This is a genomic window from Cellulomonas pakistanensis (genome assembly GCF_016862755.1).
Taxonomy (GTDB): Bacteria; Actinomycetota; Actinomycetes; order Actinomycetales; family Cellulomonadaceae; genus Cellulomonas; species Cellulomonas pakistanensis.
Window position 1 is genome coordinate 45,140 of the sequence record NZ_BONO01000018.1, and the last position, 17,368, is coordinate 62,507.

The following is a 17,368-nucleotide window of genomic DNA, read 5'->3' on the forward strand; positions in this document are numbered from 1 at the left end:
GTGCGCGGCGCCTAGGTGAACAGGGCGCGGAGCATCCGCCGGATCGGGCCGCCGCGGGTCAGGCGCTCGTACTCGGCGCGCCAGTAGGCCTGCTCCTCGGTGGCGCGGCGGATCTCCGCCTCGAGGCGCTCGTACTCCTGGCGCTGACGATCGTGGGCGCGCTGCCACAGGTCGCCGCCCTCGGACAGCCGGGCGATGTACTCGCGCGCCTCTGCCGCGAACTCGGGGCTCACCCGGCGCCGCCGACCGCCCGGGGGACGCTGCTGGTCGACCGTCATGGCTCCGCTCCCTCGCGCTCGCTGATCTGCTCCCACGCTACTGTCGCGAGCGCCGAGCGGACAGGGTCGTCCGCGGCGGTGGCCAGCGCCTTGAGCACGGGCCGGAACGCCTCGTCGTCCGCGCCACCCAGGCGCGCCGTCACCCATGTGTACGCCTCCCACCACTGCGCGAGGTTCCGCTCCACGACCTGCGCGTGGTGGGCGACGGCCGCCGCACGCTCCGCTCCGCGCCGCGCGTCCTCCGCGACCGCCCGGTCCGCCCGGATCCGCGCGCGGGCCGCTACGAGACCCAGCACCGCGGCGAGCACCGCCGCCAGCGCCGCGGGCCCCGGGGACAGCAGGAACTCCGCCAGCCACTCGGCCGTGCCGAGCGCCGGCGCCGCCTGCGCCACCGCCGCACCGACCGTCCCCGCCGCCATGCCGACCACGCTAGGGCCGCCCGATCCGCTGATCGCCGTCGTCCACAGCCCCGGTTCCGAGGTGCGAGGCTGGCTCCATGCCCGCGCCGCGCACCGACCTCCTCGAGCCCTACCCCGGCCCCGTCGAGCCCGAGGGCGACTACGACCGCCTCCTGCTCGACGGCCTCGACCTGGCCGGCGCCGACGCGGAGAGCGCCCGGTTCATCGAGTGCCTGCTGCGGGGGTGCGACCTGGACGGGGCGGAGCTCGACCACGCGCACCTCGTCGACACCACGCTGGCCGAGTGCCGGGCGGGGATGCTCCGCGCGCGCTCCGGCACCTGGCGCGACGTCACGCTCGAGGGCTGCCGGCTCGGCGCGCTCGAGGCGTTCGGCGGCTCGTGGGACCGGGTCGTCGTCGAGGGCGGCAAGATCGACTACCTGAACCTGCGCGACGCCCGGCTGCAGGACGTCCGCCTGGTCGGCTGCACCATCGGCGACCTGGACCTCGCGGGCGTGCGCGCCGCCCGGGTCCGGCTGGAGGACTGCCGGGTCGGCCGGCTCGACGTCACCCGGGCCCAGCTGAAGGACGTCGACCTGCGCGGCGCGGATCTGCGGGGCATCGACGGCACGGCCGGCCTGAAGGGGGCGACGATCAGCCAGGCGCAGCTGGTCGACCTGGCCGGCGCGCTCGCGGCGCACCTGGGCGTCGTCGTCCGCTGACCGGGCGCACCGCGCGCGGACCCGCAGCAGGTGCGGCGGCCACGCGCCCGCACCCGCACCTGCCGCACCCCCGGTGATCCGGCGCCGGGCCGACCCGCCCCCTGCGCGGGCCGCCCGGCGCCGGGGCCTCAGTCCTCGACGGCCGGCCCGCAGGCCGCCGCGGCGGTCGCCGCGATCGCGTCGATGCCGGTCACCGCCGGCCGCGGCCGGGTGTCCCCCGCCACGGTCCAGCACCCGTCGACCACCTCGTACGAGGCAGCCGGGCCCTCGCCGACGTAGGCGCGCAGGCCCGCGAGCAGCCGGTCGACGGTCTCGGTCGTCGTGCCGACGCCGACGGACGCGCGGATGGCGCCGCCCGTGACGCCCACCCGGGCCAGCAGCGGGTGCGCGCAGAACCGGCCGTCCCGCACGCCGATGCCGTGCTCGGCGGACAGGTACGCCGCGACCAGGCCGGAGTCGTGGTCGCCGAGCGTGAACGCCACGACGCCGACCGGGTCGGCGGAGTCGGACCACAACCGCAGGACCCGCGCCCCGGGGATCGCCGCGAGCCCGTCGACGAGCCGCTCGCGGAGCGCGCGCTCGTGCTCGTCCAGCGCCCCGGCGGGCAGCTCCGCGAGCGCGTCGCACGCCTCGGCCAGCGCGACGGCGCCGAGCACGTTCGGCGACCCGCCCTCGTGCCGCGCCGGGGCGGGCTGCCACAGCGTCCGGTCGGTGCGGACGTCGCGGACGGCGCCGCCGCCGGCCAGGTACGGCGTGCCGGCGTCGAGCCAGTCGCGGCGGCCGACCAGGGCGCCGGCGCCGAACGGCGCGTAGGTCTTGTGCCCGGAGAACGCGACGTAGTCGACGCCGCTGGCCGCGAGCGAGAACGCGCGGTGCGGCAGCAGCTGCGCGCCGTCGACCGCCACCCGAGCGCCGGCCTCCTGCGCGAGCGCGACCACGGAGGCGATCGGCAGCGCCTCGCCCGTGACGTTCGACGCGCCCGTCAGCGTGACCAGCGCGTACGGCTGCCGGGCGAGCTCCGTGCGGAGCGCCGTCAGCGTCTCCGCGACGGTGGGGGCCGACGGCAGGATCGTCGCCGTGCGCCCGGAGCCGCGGACCGAGCGCACCCAGGGCAGCAGGTTCGCGTGGTGCTCGACGTCGAGGACCAGCACGCGGCCGCCGTCGGGCACGCAACCGGCCAGCAGGTTGAGCGCGTCGGTGGTGTTCCGCGTGACGACGGCGACGTCGTCGGGTCGCGCGCCCACGAACCGGGCCACGGTCGCGCGCGACGCCTCGTACAGCGCCGTCGACACCTGGGACAGGTAGCCCGCGCCGCGGTGCACGGACGCGTACAGCGGCAGCACCTCGACGACGCGGGCGGCGACGGACTCGAGGGCCGGCGCGGACGCGGCGTAGTCGAGGTTGGCGTACGGCACGGACCGGCCGTCGACGAGGGGGACGCGCGTGTCCCCGCCGACGACGGGCAGCAGGGCGGTGGCGGCGCACGCGGTGGTGGCGGTGACGGACATGGGACTACCCCCGAGCGGATCGGTGGGGGCCCGACGGACCGGGCGACCCCGCGCTTGCCGGTCACCGGTCGGTGCACGGCCAGGTCGTCACCCGGGGCACCCCGCCGCGGTGGGAGGGTTGCCGGCCAGCGAGCCGGGGCTTCGCGCTGGCGCTCATGACCTGCTCCGAGGATGGAGCGGTTCCCGCGGGGGTGTCAACCGCGGTCCACGACGCGACACGGGCGCGCGCCGGCGCGGGCGGGCCGCCATCCTGGTCCCGGTGATGGCGTAGCATCGCCGGACCATCCAGAGCGGCCGAGAGATCTGGCTCGTCGACGCCGCAGCAACCCGCGGACCCCGGGGTCCGGCCGAGGGTGCTTCCGCCAGGTCCGATGGAGGAGAGGCATGACCGACACCGACGACCGCCTGCGCTACCGCCTGCTGACGGGGCCCGACGACCGCTCGTTCTGCGAGCGGGTCAGCGCCGCCCTGGCCGAGGGCTACGAGCTGCACGGCGGGCCCGCCGCCACCTTCGACGGGGAGCGCGTGATCGTCGCGCAGGCCGTCGTGCTGCCGGCCACCGCGGCCCCGGGCAACCCGGTGCGCCCGCTGTGACCGCGCCGTACGCGGGCGACCTGACCCCGCACGAGGCCTGGGACCTGCTGCTGACCGACGAGCGGGCCGTCCTCGTGGACGTCCGCACGGAGGGCGAGTGGCAGACGATCGGCGTGCCGGACACCGCCGACGCCGGCGAGGGCCGCACCGCGTTCATCCAGTGGACCGACGCGTTCGGCCGCCCGAACCCGGCGTTCCTCGACGAGCTCGCCGACGCCGGCGTGACCACCGAGGACCCGCGCCCCGTGGTGTTCCTCTGCCGCTCGGGAGTGCGCTCGGTCGCCGCCGCCGTCACCGCGACCGCGGCGGGGCTCGGCCCGGCCTACAACGTCCTGACCGGCTTCGAGGGCGACGTCGGCCCGGACGGGCGCCGGGGCCACCAGGGCTGGCGCGCCGCCGGCCTGCCGTGGCGGGAGGCGTGACCGGGGCTCCCGGACCGGCCGACTGGCGCGACGACCGGCTCCCCCGGGAGTCCCTGCGCCCCGACACGCTCGCCGTCCGCGGCGGGGCGGTGCGGACGCCGTTCCAGGAGACGTCCGAGGCCCTGTTCCTCACCCAGGGCTACGTGTACGCACGCGCCGCCGACGCCGAGGCCGCGTTCGCCGGCGAGGCCGACCGGTTCCTGTACTCCCGCTACGGCAACCCGACGGTGTCCACGTTCGAGGAGCGGCTCCGGCTGCTCGAGGGCGCCGAGGCCTGCTACGCCACGGCGTCCGGCATGTCGGCGGTGTTCACGGCGCTGGCCGCGCTGGTCCGGTCGGGCTCGCGGGTGGTCGCCGCGCGGGCGCTGTTCGGGTCGTCGGTCGTGATCTTCGACGAGATCCTCGCGAAGTGGGGCGTGCGCACCGACTACGTCGACGGGCACGTCCCGGCGCAATGGGAGGAGGCGCTGTCGACCCCGGCGGACGTGGTGTTCTTCGAGACGCCGTCCAACCCGATGCAGGACCTGGTCGACATCGCGACGGTCAGCCGGCTCGCGCACGCCGCGGGCGCCGTCGTCGTCGTGGACAACGTGTTCGCGACGCCGGTGCTGTCCCGGCCGCTCGACCTCGGCGCGGACGTCGTCGTGTACTCGGCGACCAAGCACATCGACGGCCAGGGGCGGGTGCTCGGCGGGGCCATCCTCGGCACCGACGAGTTCGTGCACGGGCCGGTGCAGACGCTGATCCGCAACACCGGGCCGTCGCTGTCGGCGTTCAACGCGTGGGTGCTGCTCAAGGGCCTGGAGACGCTCTCCCTGCGGGTCCGGCACCAGACCGCCTCCGCGCTCACGCTGGCGACCCGGCTCGAGCAGCACCCGGCGGTCGCCCGGGTGCGGTACCCGTACCTGCCGTCGCACCCGCAGCACGCGCTGGCGCTCGCGCAGCAGTCGGGCGGCGGCACGGTGGTGACGCTCGACCTGCGCGTGCCGGAGGGGTCGACGCCCGCGGAGGCCACGGCGCTGACGTTCGGCGTGCTGGACGCGCTGCGGGTCATCGACATCTCGAACAACCTCGGCGACGCGAAGTCCCTCGTCACGCACCCGGCGACGACCACGCACCGCAAGCTCGGCCCGGCCGGGCGCGCGGCGGTCGGGATCGCGGAGTCGACGGTGCGGCTGTCCGTCGGGCTGGAGGACGTCGACGACCTGGCCGACGACCTGGAGCAGGCCCTGGGGACGCCGGGCGGCTGACGGCGCCCGACCGGCGGCGACCGGAGACCGGGCGTCCGCGCACGTCGGGGCGCCGACCGGGCGTCAGGGGTGCGTGCCCTCCGGGGCCGGCCGGCGCGCGCGGTCGGGCTCCGGGCGCCAGCGGGTCCACGCGGTCAGCGCGGCCGCGGTCAGCGGCAGGCCGGCCAGGAGCGCCGACCAGCCGAGCACCGCCGGGGCGATCGCCACCGCGACGCCGCCGGTGGCGAGGACGGCGCCGACCACGGTCGTCGCCACCGCGGTGATCGCGGCCGCCACGGCGAGCGCCCGGCCGCGGCGCGCGTCACCTCGCGGCGGCAGCCGGCGCGCGACCGCCAGCACGCTTGCGCCGAGCAGGGTGCCCAGCAGCGCGGCGGGCACGACGCCCAGCAGGAGCATCAGCACCGCGTAGCCGAGGAACCCGGCGCGGGCCTCGGGGTCGCCCGTCCACGCGAGCGCGGCCAGCCACACGGCCAGGAGCAGCACGCCCAGGACCGACCAGTGCCACGCCCGCGTCATGCGCCCACCGTACCGACGCCCGGGCCGCGGCCCCGCCGCCGGGTCAGGCGACCAGGGCGCGCAGCTCGTCCTCGACGGTCGGGCCGCCGGCCAGCGGGTGCAGCACCACGCCGTCGACGCCCGCGCGCCGGGCCACCTCGCCGACCTCGGCCACCAGCCGGTCCGCGGTCGTGACGACGCGGGTGCCGGCGGGCGCCCACGACAGCCCGGCGAGGGCGTCCAGGTACTCCAGGTGCGAGCGCTTGCGGCGGGCGGTGCGCTCGTCGCCCGCGAGCACGACCTCCAGGTCGAGCAGCACCCGGACCTCGGACCGGTCGCGCCCGGCCTCGGCCAGCGCGTCCTCCACCAGCGCGGTCACCCGGGCGAGCGCGCCGACGGACGGGACGGCGACCGAGAAGCCGAGGCGGATGACGTCGGCGGTCCGGGCGGCGACGGCGATCGCCGACTCCGACCCCGGTCGCGCCTCGACGGTCCGCACGCCGTAGGCGGGCGCGCCGACGTGCACGACGGGCGCCGGCGCCGAGACCCACTGATCCGGTCGAGCGGCCCCTCCGCGGGCGTGGGTCTCGGCGGGATCAGTGGGTCTCGGCGGGACGGGTCGGGCGCCGGGGTGCGCGGCGCCCGCGGGCGCGGCGCCGGCGGGCGCGGGCGCGGCGGCGACGGGCGCGGCGGCGGGACGCGCGGGGCGGGCGGTGGGGTGGTGACGGGTGGCGACCGCGGCGGCGCGGTCCAGCACGGGCTGAGCCATGGGGGTGTCCTCGGGTGAGGCGGGGTGCGCGGCGAGGGCCGTCCGGCCGCGGGCGCGCGAGGTCGTCAGCTCAGCGACAACACACCCGGCTCAGGAACACGCGGGCAGCCTAACCGGGGCGCGACCAGCGGGTCTGCCCGGTGTCCACATCCCGGGCGCACGTGACCCGGCGCGCCGGTGCGGCACCGCGACCGTGCGGGGAACACGTCGAGCGAGCATCCGCCGGACGCTCGCTCGACGTGTCGGTCGCCCGCTCGGCGCTCGGGGCGCCGCCGGCGCCGCGGCTCAGGAGACGAGCGAGCGCATCACCGAGGTGAAGAACCGCAGGCCGTCCGTGCCGGACCGCGGGCCGCGCGCGCCGTCGGGGCCGAAGCCGGCCTCGACCGCGTGCTCGGGGTGCGGCATGAGGCCGACGACGTTGCCCTTCGCGTTGCTGATGCCGGCGATCCCGCGGCGCGAGCCGTTCGGGTTGGTGTCCTCGTAGCGGAACACGACCCGGCCCTCGCCCTCGAGCTCGTCGAGGGTGCTCTCGTCGGCGACGTACTGGCCGTCCTGGTTCTTGAGCGGGATCGTGATCCGCTCGCCCGCGGCGTACTCGCCGGTCCAGGCCGTGTCGGTGGACTCGACGGACAGCACCTGCTCGCGGCACACGAAGTGCAGGTGGTCGTTCTTGATCATCGAGCCGGGCAGCAGGTGCGCCTCGGTGAGGACCTGGAAGCCGTTGCAGATGCCGAGCACGGGCATGCCCTTGCCGGCGGCCTCGACGACCTCGCCCATGACGGGGGCGAACCGGCTGATGGCGCCGGCGCGCAGGTAGTCGCCGTAGGAGAACCCGCCGGGCAGCACCACGGCGTCGACGCCGCGCAGGTCCGCGTCGGCGTGCCAGAGCGCGACGGGCTCGCCACCGGCGAGGCGCACGGCGCGCGCGGCGTCGCGGTCGTCCAGCGTGCCCGGGAAGGTGACGACGCCGATCCTCGTCATCAGGCCAGGTTCCCCGACGCGATCGTCGCCGCGGCGTCGGCCTCGGCGTCGGCGACGCGGACGACGTCCTCGATCACCGGGTTGGAGAGCACCTGCTCGGCGGCGGCGGCCGCGGCGGCCAGCACCTCGGGCGTCACCGGCCCGTCGACCTCGAGCTCGAACCGCTTGCCCTGGCGGACGCTGGTGAACTGGCCGAAGCCGAGCCGCGGCAGCGCCCCGGCGACGGCCTTGCCCTGCGGATCGAGGATCTCCGGCTTGGGCATCACATCGACGACGACTCGTCCCACGGGTGAGCTCCCTGGTTCGCGGCGGTGGGGGTGGTCACAGCCTACCGACCCCGCGGGGCGCCCCGTGCGCGCGGGGCGTCAGGCGGCGCGCACCACCCCGACGTGCGCGTTCCCGCCCCCGGTCAGGTACGCCATGATCGCCGGGTTGTCCGAGGTGGCGAGGTCCGTCGAGTACCCGACGACCACCACGGCCCAGCCGCGGTCGAGCAGGGCGTCCAGCCACGCGTCGTCGTGCTCGGCCGCCAGCTCGATCTCGTCGCCGACCCACAGGGTGGCCCAGCCGCCCGCCGCGGTCAGGGACGCGCGGTAGTCGTCGACCTCGGCGAGCGTCTCGCCGGCCGTGTCGCCGAGGCCCAGCGCCGCCGCGTACCGCTCCAGCCGCCGCACCACGCCCGGCTCGCGGCGGGTGGGGTGGACGACCCAGCAGGCGACCGGGCGGCCGTCCCGGGGGTGGTACCCGAGCGCGGTGCGGCCGGCGATGCCGTGGGGGGCGAGGACGTGCAGGTCGGTGGCCATATGAGCCGGGACGTTACGACCCGGTAGCCCGGCTGTCCCGGGACCTCTGGGTGGTAGCACCCACCGCTCCCCGGCCACCACCCGAACGGTCGACGCCGACCGGGTGGGTGGGCGTCACCCGGGGGCTCACCAGCCCGCCGGCGCACCCGCGGACCGACGCGGGTCCTGCGTCCCCGCCGCCGCGCCCTGCGGCGCCGACCTGCGCTCAGAACCCCCGGTGCGTCCACCGCCCCGTGAGCAGCGTCCCGGCCACCGGCATCTCCCGCAGCGGCGCCCCCGCGGCCAGCGGGTCCGCGTCCAGCACGGCGAGGTCCGCCGGCGCGCCGACGGCGAGCGTCAGCGGCTGGCCGTCGACCGACGACCGCAGGGCGGTCACCAGGTCCAGCCGCTGCTCGGGGTGCCAGGGCTCGCGCCCGTCCCGCGCCCGCTCCACCGCCGCCGACACCGCGACCCAGGGGTCCAGCGGCGCGACCGGTGCGTCGGAGCCGAGCACGAGCTCCACGCCCGCGGCGGCCAGCGACGCGAGCGCGAACGCCCGACCGGTGCGCCCGGCCCAGTGCCGGTCGGCGACGTCCCGGTCGTCCATCGCGTGCTCGGGCTGCACGGACGCCACGACGCCGAGCTCGGCGAACCGGGCCACGTCGGCGTCGGTCAGCAGCTGGGCGTGCTCGACGGACCCGCGGGCCCCGGACGCCGCGAACGCGTCGAGCGCGAGGGTGTTCGCGTGGTCGCCGATCGCGTGGATCGCGCAGGTCAGACCCTTGCGGGTGGCGTGCGCCATGAGCGGGACCAGGTGCTCCGGCGGCACGGACAGCACGCCGTACGCGTCCGCGCCGGTCAGGCCCGGGTACGGGTCGTGGCAGAACGCGGTCCGGGTGTTCAGCGAGCCGTCGGTGACGACCTTGAGCGGCCCCTGCTGCAGCAGCCCACCGGTGCCGACGACGACGTCCCCGGTGCGCAGCTCCTCGGCGAGGACCCGGTCCAGGTACGGCTCCCAGACGCCCGCGCGGACCCGCAGCGCGTCGTTGCCCGCGGCGATCCGGCGCCGCCACGGCGCGAGGTTCTCGGTGATCTCCAGGTCGAGGACGCCGACCACCCCACGGGCCGCCGCGGCCCGGGACGCGTCGGCGACCCAGGCGTCCGCGACGTCGTCGGCCACGTGGTCGACCACGCTGGTCAGCGGCAGCCACTCGGCCTCGCGGAGCAGCCCGGTCGGGTGCCCGGCGACGCCGGCGTACCGGAGGCCGGCGGTGCTGAACCAGGCGCAGTGCAGGTCGCCCGACACGAGGACCACCGGCACGTCGCCGACCGCGGCGTCCAGCAGCTCCGCGGTCGGGGCGTCGGGCCACAGTCCGTCGCGGAACCCGTAGCCGACGAGCGCGGTGCCCGGGGTGAGCGGCCGCGCCGCGAGCCGGTCCAGGACGATCCGGACGGCGTGCGCCGCCGAGGTCGCCTGCGACACGTCGAGCCGCTGCCGGGCGAGCGCCCACTGCGTCATGTGGGTGTGCGCGTCCCACAGGCCCGGCATGACCGTGCGGCCGCCGAGGTCGACCCGCTCGGCGCCGGCGCCCGCGCCGCGCGCGAGGTCGGGGCCGACGGCGTGCACCCGGCCGTCGCGCAGCAGCACGTCGACGGTGCTCGGGGCGCCCACCAGGCGGGCGTTCGTGAGGACGAGGGCGGCGGTGGTCACGCGGGGCCTTCCGGTCGGTGTCGGGCGGTCGGGGTCGGGCGGTCGGGCGGTGCGTCGGCCCCAGCCGGGCCGGCGGTGCGTCAGGCCCAGCCGGGCCGGCGGCCGAGCTCGGCGCGCATCTCGGCCGCGAGCGCCGGCTGCGCGTGGTGCGGGTCGTCGCCCAGGCGCTCGGCGACCCGCTCCGCGACGGCGCGCGGCTTGTCCTGGCTGAGCTTGGCCTTGCCCTGCCAGCGGGTCACGGAGAGGCGGAACCCGACGGCGCCGGGCGCGATCCGCCGCGCGTACCCCTCGACGTCCGGCAGCCGCACCGGGTCGGGCATCGGCGCCTCGTACTGGTCCACCGTCGCCGCCATCACCGCGTACGAGTCCTCGGCGTCGAGCAGCTCGAGCGTGCCGTACAGGTGCACGGCGACGTAGTTCCAGGTCGGCACCGCCGGCGCGTACCCGTACCAGCCGGGCGACACGTAGCCGTACGGCCCCTCCACGACGAGCAGGTGCTCGCGCCCGGAGCCGGCCTGGTGCAGCAGCTCGTCGGGCCGGCCGAGGTGGCTGAGCAGCGTGAGCGGCGCCGCCGGCACGGTGAACCGGTCGGGAAGGCCGTGGGCGTCGCGCGCAGGCCGCGGCGCCGGGGGCTCGGCGGGCGGGACCGGCGCGCCCCCGGTCCCCGCCGACGGCAGCGGCACGTCCTCGGCCAGGAGCACCGGCACGTGCGACGCGACGGGCCCGTCGTCGGTCACCGAGACCAGCGTCGCCCAGCCGTGGGCGCGCACCAGGTCACGGACGCGTCCCTCGTCGGTCAGCACGTAGTCGGTCGTGTGGATCACGCGGCCCATCGAACCACCGCGACCCCTCCCGACGGCACCCGCCGTCTGTGTCACGCACGTAAAACTTTCATTGCCTACTGAACTCTCAGCATCCCGGCTATTGACGGACCCACGGGGTGCAGCGGTTGACTACCGGCACCGCCGCCGGGCACCCCCACCCGGCCCGCCGGCCCGCGCCGTCCCACCCCGACGCCGCCGCCCCGGCCCCGGCAGAGCCGCCGACCCCGCTCCCCCGCACCCCCGCCTCCGGCGGCCCCGTGCCGCCGCTCCCCCTGCAGTGGAGGACCCATGGATACGACCCGGATCCGGCTCGCGGCCGGCGCCGCCGTGCTGGCGCTCGCCCTGGCCGCGTGCTCCGGCGGCGGCGACGAGTCCGCCGACGACACCGCCACCGGCTCCGGCGGCGCGATCCGCGTCGCCGTGACCGACCCGGTGCAGCTCGTCCCCGGCCGGCAGACGATCGCGTTCGACTTCGCGATGGCCGTCTGGGCGCCGCTCACCTGGATCGACGACGCCGGCGAGATGTCGTACGTCGCCGCCGAGTCCGTCGAGTCCGAGGACGGCGTCACCTGGACGATCACGCTGAAGGACGGCTGGACGTTCCACGACGGCACCCCGGTGACGGCGCAGTCGTACGTCGACGCGTGGAACGCGGTCGCCTACGGCCCGAACGCGTGGGAGAACTCCGGCCAGCTGGCGAACGTCGTCGGCTACGCGGACCTCAACACCGCCGAGGGCGAGCCCGCCACCGAGATGTCCGGCCTCGAGGTCGTGGACGACACGACGTTCACCGTGACGCTCACCGGCGCGGACGGCCAGTTCCCGATGCAGCTGTCCCAGGCCCAGACGGCGTTCTACCCGATGCCCGAGTCGGCGTTCGACGACTTCGAGGCGTACAACACGCACCCGGTGGGCAACGGCCCGTTCGAGGTGGCGACGGACTACGCCGAGAACGAGGAGATGACCGTCACGGCGTACGCCGACTACCAGGGCCTGGAGCCCACGGTCGACGAGATCACGTTCGTGCCGTACACCGACACGACCACGGCCTACACCGACGTGCAGGCGGGCAACCTCGACATCGCGGGCGTCCCGGTGGCGCGCCAGACGCAGGCGGCGGCCGACTTCGGCGACCGGCTGTACTCGTTCGAGGCCGCCGGCATCTCCTACCTCGGCCTGCCGCTGTGGGACGAGCGGTACTCCGACGTCCGGGTCCGCCAGGCCATCTCCATGGCGATCGACCGCGACACCATCAACGACGTCATCTACGGCGGGCTGTTCACCCCGGCCACCGCGCTGACCCCGGCGGTCGAGGCCGGCACGCCCGAGGGCATCTGCGGCGAGTACTGCGAGTACGACCCGGACGCCGCGAAGGCCCTGCTCGAGGAGGCCGGCGGGTTCGACGGCACGATCGACATCTTCTTCCCCGGCGGCTCCGGCCTGGACGAGCTGTACACGGCGATCGCCAACCAGCTCCGGCAGAACCTGGGCGTCGACGCGGTCGCGACCCCGAGCACCGACTGGGCCGAGTTCGCCGGCAAGCGCGAGGCGGGCGACATCGCCGGCCCGTTCTTCTCCCGCTGGGGCGCGCTGTACCCGAGCCAGCAGAACACCCTCCGGGCGTTCTACGTCGAGGGCGGCGGCTGCCCGAACTGCATCCCGTACTACGAGCCCGAGGTCACCGACCTCATCGCGGCCGCCGACGCCGAGGTGGACGCGGACGCCGCGGCCGAGGCCTACGCCGCCGTCCAGGAGCGCATCCTCGAGGACTTCCCGGCCCCGCCGCTGTTCTTCGAGACGTACTCCTACGTGGTGTCCGAGCGGGTCGCCGAGCTGCCCACCTCGGCCGTCGGCAACCCGACGTTCACCCAGGTCGTCCTCGCCGAGGGCGCATGAGCCACGGCACCCTCCCGGCGGGCTCGCTCGAGGACGTCCTCGAGCGGGCCCGCCGGGTCCCCCCGATGTCCGGCTTCCCCCCGGTCGACGAGCTGCTGGCCTGGTTCGGCACCCTCGCGGCCGACCACCCGCGGCTCGTCACGGAGCGGCGGATCGGCACCTCCCGCCTGGGCGAGCCGATCCCGATGTTCTCGATCGGGTCCGGCCAGCGGTCGCACCTGCTGTTCGCGGGCGTGCACCCGAACGAGCCGATCGGCTTCCGGACGCTCCAGCACCTCGCGGCGGAGCTCGTCGCCGACCCGGACCTGCTCGCGACCTCCGGCGCGACGTGGCACCTGGTCCCCTGCATCGACCCGGACGGCACCCGGCTCAACGAGTCCTGGTTCGCCGACCCGTCGGACCGCACGGCGTACTCCCGGCGGTTCTACCGCCCGGCGCCCGCCGAGCAGGTCGAGTGGACGTTCCCGTTCGCCTACAAGGACGCGTACTTCGACGACGTCATCCCCGAGACCCAGGCCCTCATGCGCGTGATCGACGACGTGCGGCCGGAGCTCATGGTGAGCCTGCACAACGCGGAGCTGGGCGGCGTCTACTACTACCTGTCCGAGGAGGTGCCGGGAGCCGTCGAGGCGCTGCACGCCGTCCCCCGCACGCTCGGGCTGCCGCTCGACGTCGGCGAGCCGGAGTCCCCGGCGATCCGGTCGATCGCGCCCGCCGTGTTCCACATGTCCAGCACCCGCGACGAGTACGACTACCTGGAGCAGCTGGGCATGGCCGCGGCGACGATGGTCGGCGGCGAGTCGTCGAGCGCGTACGCGCGCCGGCACGGCACCGTCTCCCTGGTCGCCGAGCTGCCGTACTGGTCGCACCCGCTGGCCGACGACACCACGCCCACGTCCGCGGACTACGCCGACGTCGTGCGCGCCAAGGGCGAGCGGCTCGTCGACCTCGGCGCGACGCTCACCGCGCTGCTCGAGGACGCGCGCCCGCACCTGACGCTGCGGTCGCCGTTCCTGCGGGCCAGCGAGGCGTTCGTGCCGATGATGGGCGAGAGCGGCCGGGCCGAGCTGCTGCGGGCCGAGCGCCCGGGGCTGCGCCGCGCCGCGACCGCCGCCGAGGTGTTCAGCAACGAGGACGTGGTGCGCTGCTTCCGGCTCCGGTTCGGCGGGATGCTGCTGCGCGCCCTGGACGCCGAGGTGCACGCCGGCATCGCCACGGCGCGGGTCCGGCGGGTCGCCGACCGGGCGCGCGCCGTCTACGACGACTGGGTCGCCGAGGCGGACTCGCTCACCGGCCTCGCGGTGCTGCCGGTCGAGAAGCTGGTCGGCGTGCAGTACGGCGCCACGCTGGCGATGTCGCGGGTGCTGGCCGGCCGCGGCGGCCCGGCGACCGCGGGCGGCGCCTCGTGACCCGGTACGCGGTGCGCCGCGCGGTCGAGCTGCTCATCGTGTTCCTCGGCGTCACGCTGATCATCTACCTGATGGTGTTCGCGCTGCCGGGGGACCCGATCCGGTCGCTGGGCGGCGACCGGCCGCTGCCGGACAACGTCGTCGCCGAGCTGCGGTCCCGGTACCACCTGGACGAGCCGGTGCTGCAGCAGTACCTCCGCTACATCGGGGGCCTGTTCCAGGGCGACCTGGGCACCAACTTCAGCGGGCAGTCCGTCGCCGGCCGGATGGAGTCGCGCTGGCCGGTGACGATCACGCTCGCGCTCACCGCGTGGGGCATCCAGGTCGTCCTCGGCGTGCTGCTCGGGCTGTTCGCCGGCCTCCGCCGCGGCCGGGCGGGCGACCGGCTGGTCCTCGCGGGCACCATCCTCGCGACGAGCATCCCGGTGTTCGTCGTCGCGGTGACCACGCAGCTCGTGCTCGGCGTGCGGCTCGGCTGGTTCCCCGTGGCGGGCACCTCCGAGGGCTGGCCGACCGCGTACCTGCTGCCCGCCGTCGTGATCGCGGTGTTCGGCCTGGCGTCGGTCACCCGCGTCATGCGCGGCTCGGTCGTCGACACCCTGCAGTCCGACTTCGTGCGGAGCCTGCGGGCCCGGGGCCTGCGCGAGCGGCGCGTCGTCGGCGTGCACGTGCTGCGGAACTCCGCGATCCCCGTGCTGACGCTGCTCGCCCTCGACCTGGGGTTCCTGCTCGGCGGCACGGTCGTCGTGGAGGGCGTGTTCAACCTGCCCGGCGTCGGCCAGCTCCTGTTCCAGGCGATCCGCGCGCACGAGGGCCCGACGGTCGTCGGCGTCTCCACCGCGCTGATCATCATCTTCCTGCTGACGAACCTGGTCGTGGACCTGCTGTCGTCGGTGCTCGACCCGAGGATCCGCCATGAGTGACACCCTCGCCGCCGCCGCGGTCACCGAGACCGACGCCGACCCGGTCGCCGCCCCGCGCGGCGTCTGGCGGACGCTGCGCCGCCGGCCGCTGTTCTGGGTCTGCGCGAGCGTGCTGGGCGTGCTGCTGCTGGTCGCGGTGCGGCCGTCCTGGTTCGCCGGCTGGTTCGGCCAGCCCGACCCGCGGGCGTGCGACCTGGCCGACAGCGCGCTGCGCCCGGGCGGGGAGCACGTGTTCGGCACCGACGTGCAGGGCTGCGACGTCTACGCCAACGTCGTCCACGGCACGCAGGCGTCGCTGACCGTGGGCGTGCTGGCGACGGCGCTCGCGCTGGCCGTCGCGCTGGTCGTCGGCACCGCCGCCGGGTTCTACGGCGGGATCGCCGACCGGGTGATCGCCCGGCTGACGGACGTGTTCCTCGGCTTCCCGTTCCTGCTAGGCGCGGTCGTCGTGCTCACCTCCATCGGCACGCGGTCCCCCGTCACGGTCGCCCTGGTGCTCGCGCTGTTCTCCTGGCCGACCATGGCGCGGCTGGTCCGCGGCTCGGTCCGCGCCGTGCGGGACGCCCCGTACGTCGAGGCCGCGCGGGCGATGGGCCTGCGCGACCGCCGGATCCTCGCGCGGTACGTGCTGCCGAACTCGATCGGACCCGTGCTGGCCGTCGCGACCACGATGGTCGGCGGCGTCATCGTCTCCGAGTCGACCCTGACCTTCCTCGGACTGGGCCTGCGCGCCCCGTCGATCTCCTGGGGGCTGCAGCTGTCCAGCGCGCAGACGTTCTTCCAGACCTCGCCGCACATGCTGCTGTTCCCGGCGATCTTCCTCACCGTGACCGTCCTGGCGGTCATCACGCTCGGCGACGTCCTGCGCGACGTCCTCGACCCGAAGGGCCGCGGCTGACCGCGCGCACGACGCGCCCGCCCGCACCCGCACCCCGGCACCACCCCGCACCGTCCCGAGAGGCCCACCGCATGCCCGACACGACCGCCACCCTCCGCTCGATCGCCCCGTACCTCGCGTCGTGGGTGGACCTGCAGGGCGCGTTCCGCCGCGCCGTCGGCGTCCAGGTGGCGATCCGCTCCGGCGACGAGGTCGTGCTCGACCACGCGTGGGGCGCCGCCGACGCCACCACCGGCGAGCCGCTGCGCACGGACCACCTGTTCCGGATCGCCTCGCACTCCAAGTCGTTCACCGCGACCGCCGTCATGCGGCTCGTCGAGGCCGGCCGGCTGCGGCTGGACGACACCGTGGGCACCCACGTCCCCGGGCTCGCGTCCTCGCCGCTCGCGTCCCGCACCGTGCGGGAGCTGCTCGGGCACCAGGCCGGCGTGATCCGCGACGGCGAGCGCGGCGACTTCTGGCAGCTCGACGGCCCGTTCCCCGACGAGGACACCCTGCTGGCCGAGCTGCGCGAGGCCGGCGAGGTGTACGCGGCGAACGAGCACTTCAAGTACTCGAACTACGGGTACGGCATCCTCGGCCTGGTCGTCGAGTCCGTGACCGGGGAGCCGTTCCGCGACCACCTGCGCGCGTCGGTGCTCGAGCCGCTCGGCATGGCCGACACCGGCGCCGAGTACGACGAGGCCCTGGCCGACCGGTACGCCGCCGGGCACACCGCCCTGCTGGACGCCGACGACCGCCGCGAGCGCATCGAGCACGTCGACACCCGCGCGCTCGCCGCGGCCACCGGGTTCTACTCCACCGCCCGGGACATGACGGCGTTCGGCGCCGCGCACTTCCACGGCGACGAGTCCCTGCTGTCCGACGCCGGCAAGCGGCTGCTGCACCGCCAGGAGTCGGTGGTGCAGGTGCACGGCAAGGAGGTCGGGCGGTACGGCATCGGCCTCGACCTGCACACGATCGGCGACCGCGAGGTGGTCGGCCACTCCGGCGGCTACCCCGGGCACATCACCCGCACCTACATCGACCCGGCGCAGCGGCTCGTCGTCAGCGTGCTCACCAACGCGATCGACGGCCCGGCCGACCCGATCGCGGTCGGGCTGATCAAGCTGATCGACCTCGCGCTGAACCCGCCGGCCGACGCCCCGGAGCCCGCCGCCGACGCGCGGCCGCTCGCCGAGTACACCGGCCGGTTCGGCGCCCTGTGGGGCCTGACCGACATCGCGGAGCTCGGCGGGCGGCTCGTGCTGCTGCACCCCGCCGCGCCGGACCCGGTCGCCGCCTACGACGAGCTGCACGTGCGCGGCCGGGACGTCCTGGGCACCACCCGGCAGCCCGGCTTCGGGTCGGCCGGCGAGGACGTCGTCGTGGAGCGGGCGGAGGACGGCGGCATCGCCGCCGTGCGCAACGGCATGACGTCCTGGCCGCTCGAGGAGTTCCGCCGCCGGCGCACCGGGATGACCCGCCGCCGGGAGGCCGGTGCGCCGATCCCTGCGTCCCTAGGCTGA

General features: G+C 76.0%; 18 protein-coding genes, 1 pseudogene and 2 riboswitches. Of the genes and pseudogenes, 9 read left to right on the top strand and 10 right to left on the bottom strand.

The genetic code is table 11. The features are described 5' to 3' along the window. Window positions 1-11: 11 nt before the first annotated feature. Window positions 12-278: a hypothetical protein gene (locus Cpa01nite_RS12295; RefSeq protein WP_203669061.1), complete on the bottom strand. Its 267-nt coding sequence runs from the start codon at window positions 276-278 to the stop codon at window positions 12-14. Next, complete coding sequence (locus Cpa01nite_RS12300; protein ID WP_203669062.1) at window positions 275-697, bottom strand: hypothetical protein; 423 nt, start codon at window positions 695-697, stop codon at window positions 275-277. The genes Cpa01nite_RS12295 and Cpa01nite_RS12300 overlap by 4 nt, the downstream gene beginning before the upstream one ends. Before the next feature lie 77 nt (window positions 698-774). Here Cpa01nite_RS12300 and Cpa01nite_RS12305 point away from each other — a divergent pair, with 77 nt between their 5' ends. Beyond that, entirely contained in the window at window positions 775-1,398 is a 624-nt protein-coding gene (locus Cpa01nite_RS12305) for a pentapeptide repeat-containing protein (RefSeq protein WP_203669063.1), read from the top strand. A 128-nt stretch (window positions 1,399-1,526) separates the two neighbouring features. Here the strand turns inward: Cpa01nite_RS12305 and Cpa01nite_RS12310 are convergent, their stop codons facing one another. Beyond that, window positions 1,527-2,906 carry an aminotransferase class V-fold PLP-dependent enzyme gene (locus tag Cpa01nite_RS12310; protein ID WP_203669064.1) on the bottom strand — a complete coding sequence of 460 codons (1,380 nt, stop codon included), beginning with the start codon at window positions 2,904-2,906 and terminating at the stop codon, window positions 1,527-1,529. Between the two features lie 45 nt (window positions 2,907-2,951). Then, window positions 2,952-3,067: riboswitch (SAM riboswitch) on the bottom strand. Between the two features lie 117 nt (window positions 3,068-3,184). Further along, window positions 3,185-3,284: riboswitch (SAM riboswitch) on the top strand. A gap of 6 nt (window positions 3,285-3,290) precedes the next feature. On the opposite strand from Cpa01nite_RS12310, the pseudogene Cpa01nite_RS12315 reads away from it, so the two are divergent. From Cpa01nite_RS12315 to Cpa01nite_RS12325, 3 genes and pseudogenes are all read left to right on the top strand, one after another. Next, window positions 3,291-3,473: pseudogene (locus Cpa01nite_RS12315) on the top strand (DUF1737 domain-containing protein); the annotation flags it as partial. A gap of 23 nt (window positions 3,474-3,496) precedes the next feature. Further along, window positions 3,497-3,922: a rhodanese-like domain-containing protein gene (locus Cpa01nite_RS12320; protein WP_203669066.1), complete on the top strand. Its 426-nt coding sequence runs from the start codon at window positions 3,497-3,499 to the stop codon at window positions 3,920-3,922. Next, a complete protein-coding gene (locus Cpa01nite_RS12325) occupies window positions 3,919-5,172 on the top strand; it encodes an O-succinylhomoserine sulfhydrylase (protein WP_203669067.1) in 1,254 nt (417 codons plus the stop codon). The genes Cpa01nite_RS12320 and Cpa01nite_RS12325 overlap by 4 nt, the downstream gene beginning before the upstream one ends. Window positions 5,173-5,235: 63 nt before the next feature. Here the strand turns inward: Cpa01nite_RS12325 and Cpa01nite_RS12330 are convergent, their stop codons facing one another. The 7 genes from Cpa01nite_RS12330 to Cpa01nite_RS12360 all read right to left on the bottom strand — a co-directional run bounded on the left by Cpa01nite_RS12330 (window position 5,236) and on the right by Cpa01nite_RS12360 (window position 10,734). Continuing rightward, window positions 5,236-5,688 carry a hypothetical protein gene (locus tag Cpa01nite_RS12330; RefSeq protein ID WP_203669068.1) on the bottom strand — a complete coding sequence of 151 codons (453 nt, stop codon included), beginning with the start codon at window positions 5,686-5,688 and terminating at the stop codon, window positions 5,236-5,238. 43 nt (window positions 5,689-5,731) lie between these two features. Further along, window positions 5,732-6,436, bottom strand: a complete 705-nt coding sequence (locus tag Cpa01nite_RS12335; protein WP_203669069.1) for an LLM class flavin-dependent oxidoreductase — start codon at window positions 6,434-6,436, stop codon at window positions 5,732-5,734. A gap of 285 nt (window positions 6,437-6,721) precedes the next feature. Then, window positions 6,722-7,417 carry a phosphoribosylformylglycinamidine synthase subunit PurQ gene (gene purQ / locus Cpa01nite_RS12340; protein ID WP_203669070.1) on the bottom strand — a complete coding sequence of 232 codons (696 nt, stop codon included), beginning with the start codon at window positions 7,415-7,417 and terminating at the stop codon, window positions 6,722-6,724. Then, complete coding sequence (gene purS / locus Cpa01nite_RS12345) at window positions 7,417-7,704, bottom strand: phosphoribosylformylglycinamidine synthase subunit PurS (RefSeq protein ID WP_203669071.1); 288 nt, start codon at window positions 7,702-7,704, stop codon at window positions 7,417-7,419. Before purS ends, purQ begins: the two co-directional genes overlap by 1 nt. Window positions 7,705-7,782: 78 nt before the next feature. Further along, window positions 7,783-8,220: a hypothetical protein gene (locus Cpa01nite_RS12350; protein ID WP_203669072.1), complete on the bottom strand. Its 438-nt coding sequence runs from the start codon at window positions 8,218-8,220 to the stop codon at window positions 7,783-7,785. A 205-nt stretch (window positions 8,221-8,425) separates the two neighbouring features. Beyond that, window positions 8,426-9,910: an amidohydrolase gene (locus tag Cpa01nite_RS12355; RefSeq protein WP_203669073.1), complete on the bottom strand. Its 1,485-nt coding sequence runs from the start codon at window positions 9,908-9,910 to the stop codon at window positions 8,426-8,428. An 80-nt stretch (window positions 9,911-9,990) separates the two neighbouring features. After that, window positions 9,991-10,734, bottom strand: coding sequence for an FMN-binding negative transcriptional regulator (locus Cpa01nite_RS12360; protein ID WP_203669074.1), 744 nt, complete (start codon window positions 10,732-10,734; stop codon window positions 9,991-9,993). A 288-nt stretch (window positions 10,735-11,022) separates the two neighbouring features. On the opposite strand from Cpa01nite_RS12360, the gene Cpa01nite_RS12365 reads away from it, so the two are divergent. The 5 genes from Cpa01nite_RS12365 to Cpa01nite_RS12385 all read left to right on the top strand — a co-directional run bounded on the left by Cpa01nite_RS12365 (window position 11,023) and on the right by Cpa01nite_RS12385 (window position 17,368). Beyond that, the gene (locus Cpa01nite_RS12365; protein WP_203669075.1) at window positions 11,023-12,630 is read left to right on the top strand and encodes a peptide ABC transporter substrate-binding protein; all 1,608 of its coding nucleotides are present in this window, start codon (window positions 11,023-11,025) and stop codon (window positions 12,628-12,630) included. Continuing rightward, window positions 12,627-14,039 carry a M14 family zinc carboxypeptidase gene (locus Cpa01nite_RS12370; RefSeq protein ID WP_203669076.1) on the top strand — a complete coding sequence of 471 codons (1,413 nt, stop codon included), beginning with the start codon at window positions 12,627-12,629 and terminating at the stop codon, window positions 14,037-14,039. Before Cpa01nite_RS12365 ends, Cpa01nite_RS12370 begins: the two co-directional genes overlap by 4 nt. Beyond that, entirely contained in the window at window positions 14,036-14,962 is a 927-nt protein-coding gene (locus tag Cpa01nite_RS12375; RefSeq protein WP_203669077.1) for an ABC transporter permease, read from the top strand. Before Cpa01nite_RS12370 ends, Cpa01nite_RS12375 begins: the two co-directional genes overlap by 4 nt. After that, window positions 14,955-15,860 carry an ABC transporter permease gene (locus tag Cpa01nite_RS12380; RefSeq protein WP_203669078.1) on the top strand — a complete coding sequence of 302 codons (906 nt, stop codon included), beginning with the start codon at window positions 14,955-14,957 and terminating at the stop codon, window positions 15,858-15,860. The genes Cpa01nite_RS12375 and Cpa01nite_RS12380 overlap by 8 nt, the downstream gene beginning before the upstream one ends. A gap of 71 nt (window positions 15,861-15,931) precedes the next feature. Beyond that, window positions 15,932-17,368, top strand: coding sequence for a serine hydrolase domain-containing protein (locus Cpa01nite_RS12385; RefSeq protein WP_203669079.1), 1,437 nt, complete (start codon window positions 15,932-15,934; stop codon window positions 17,366-17,368).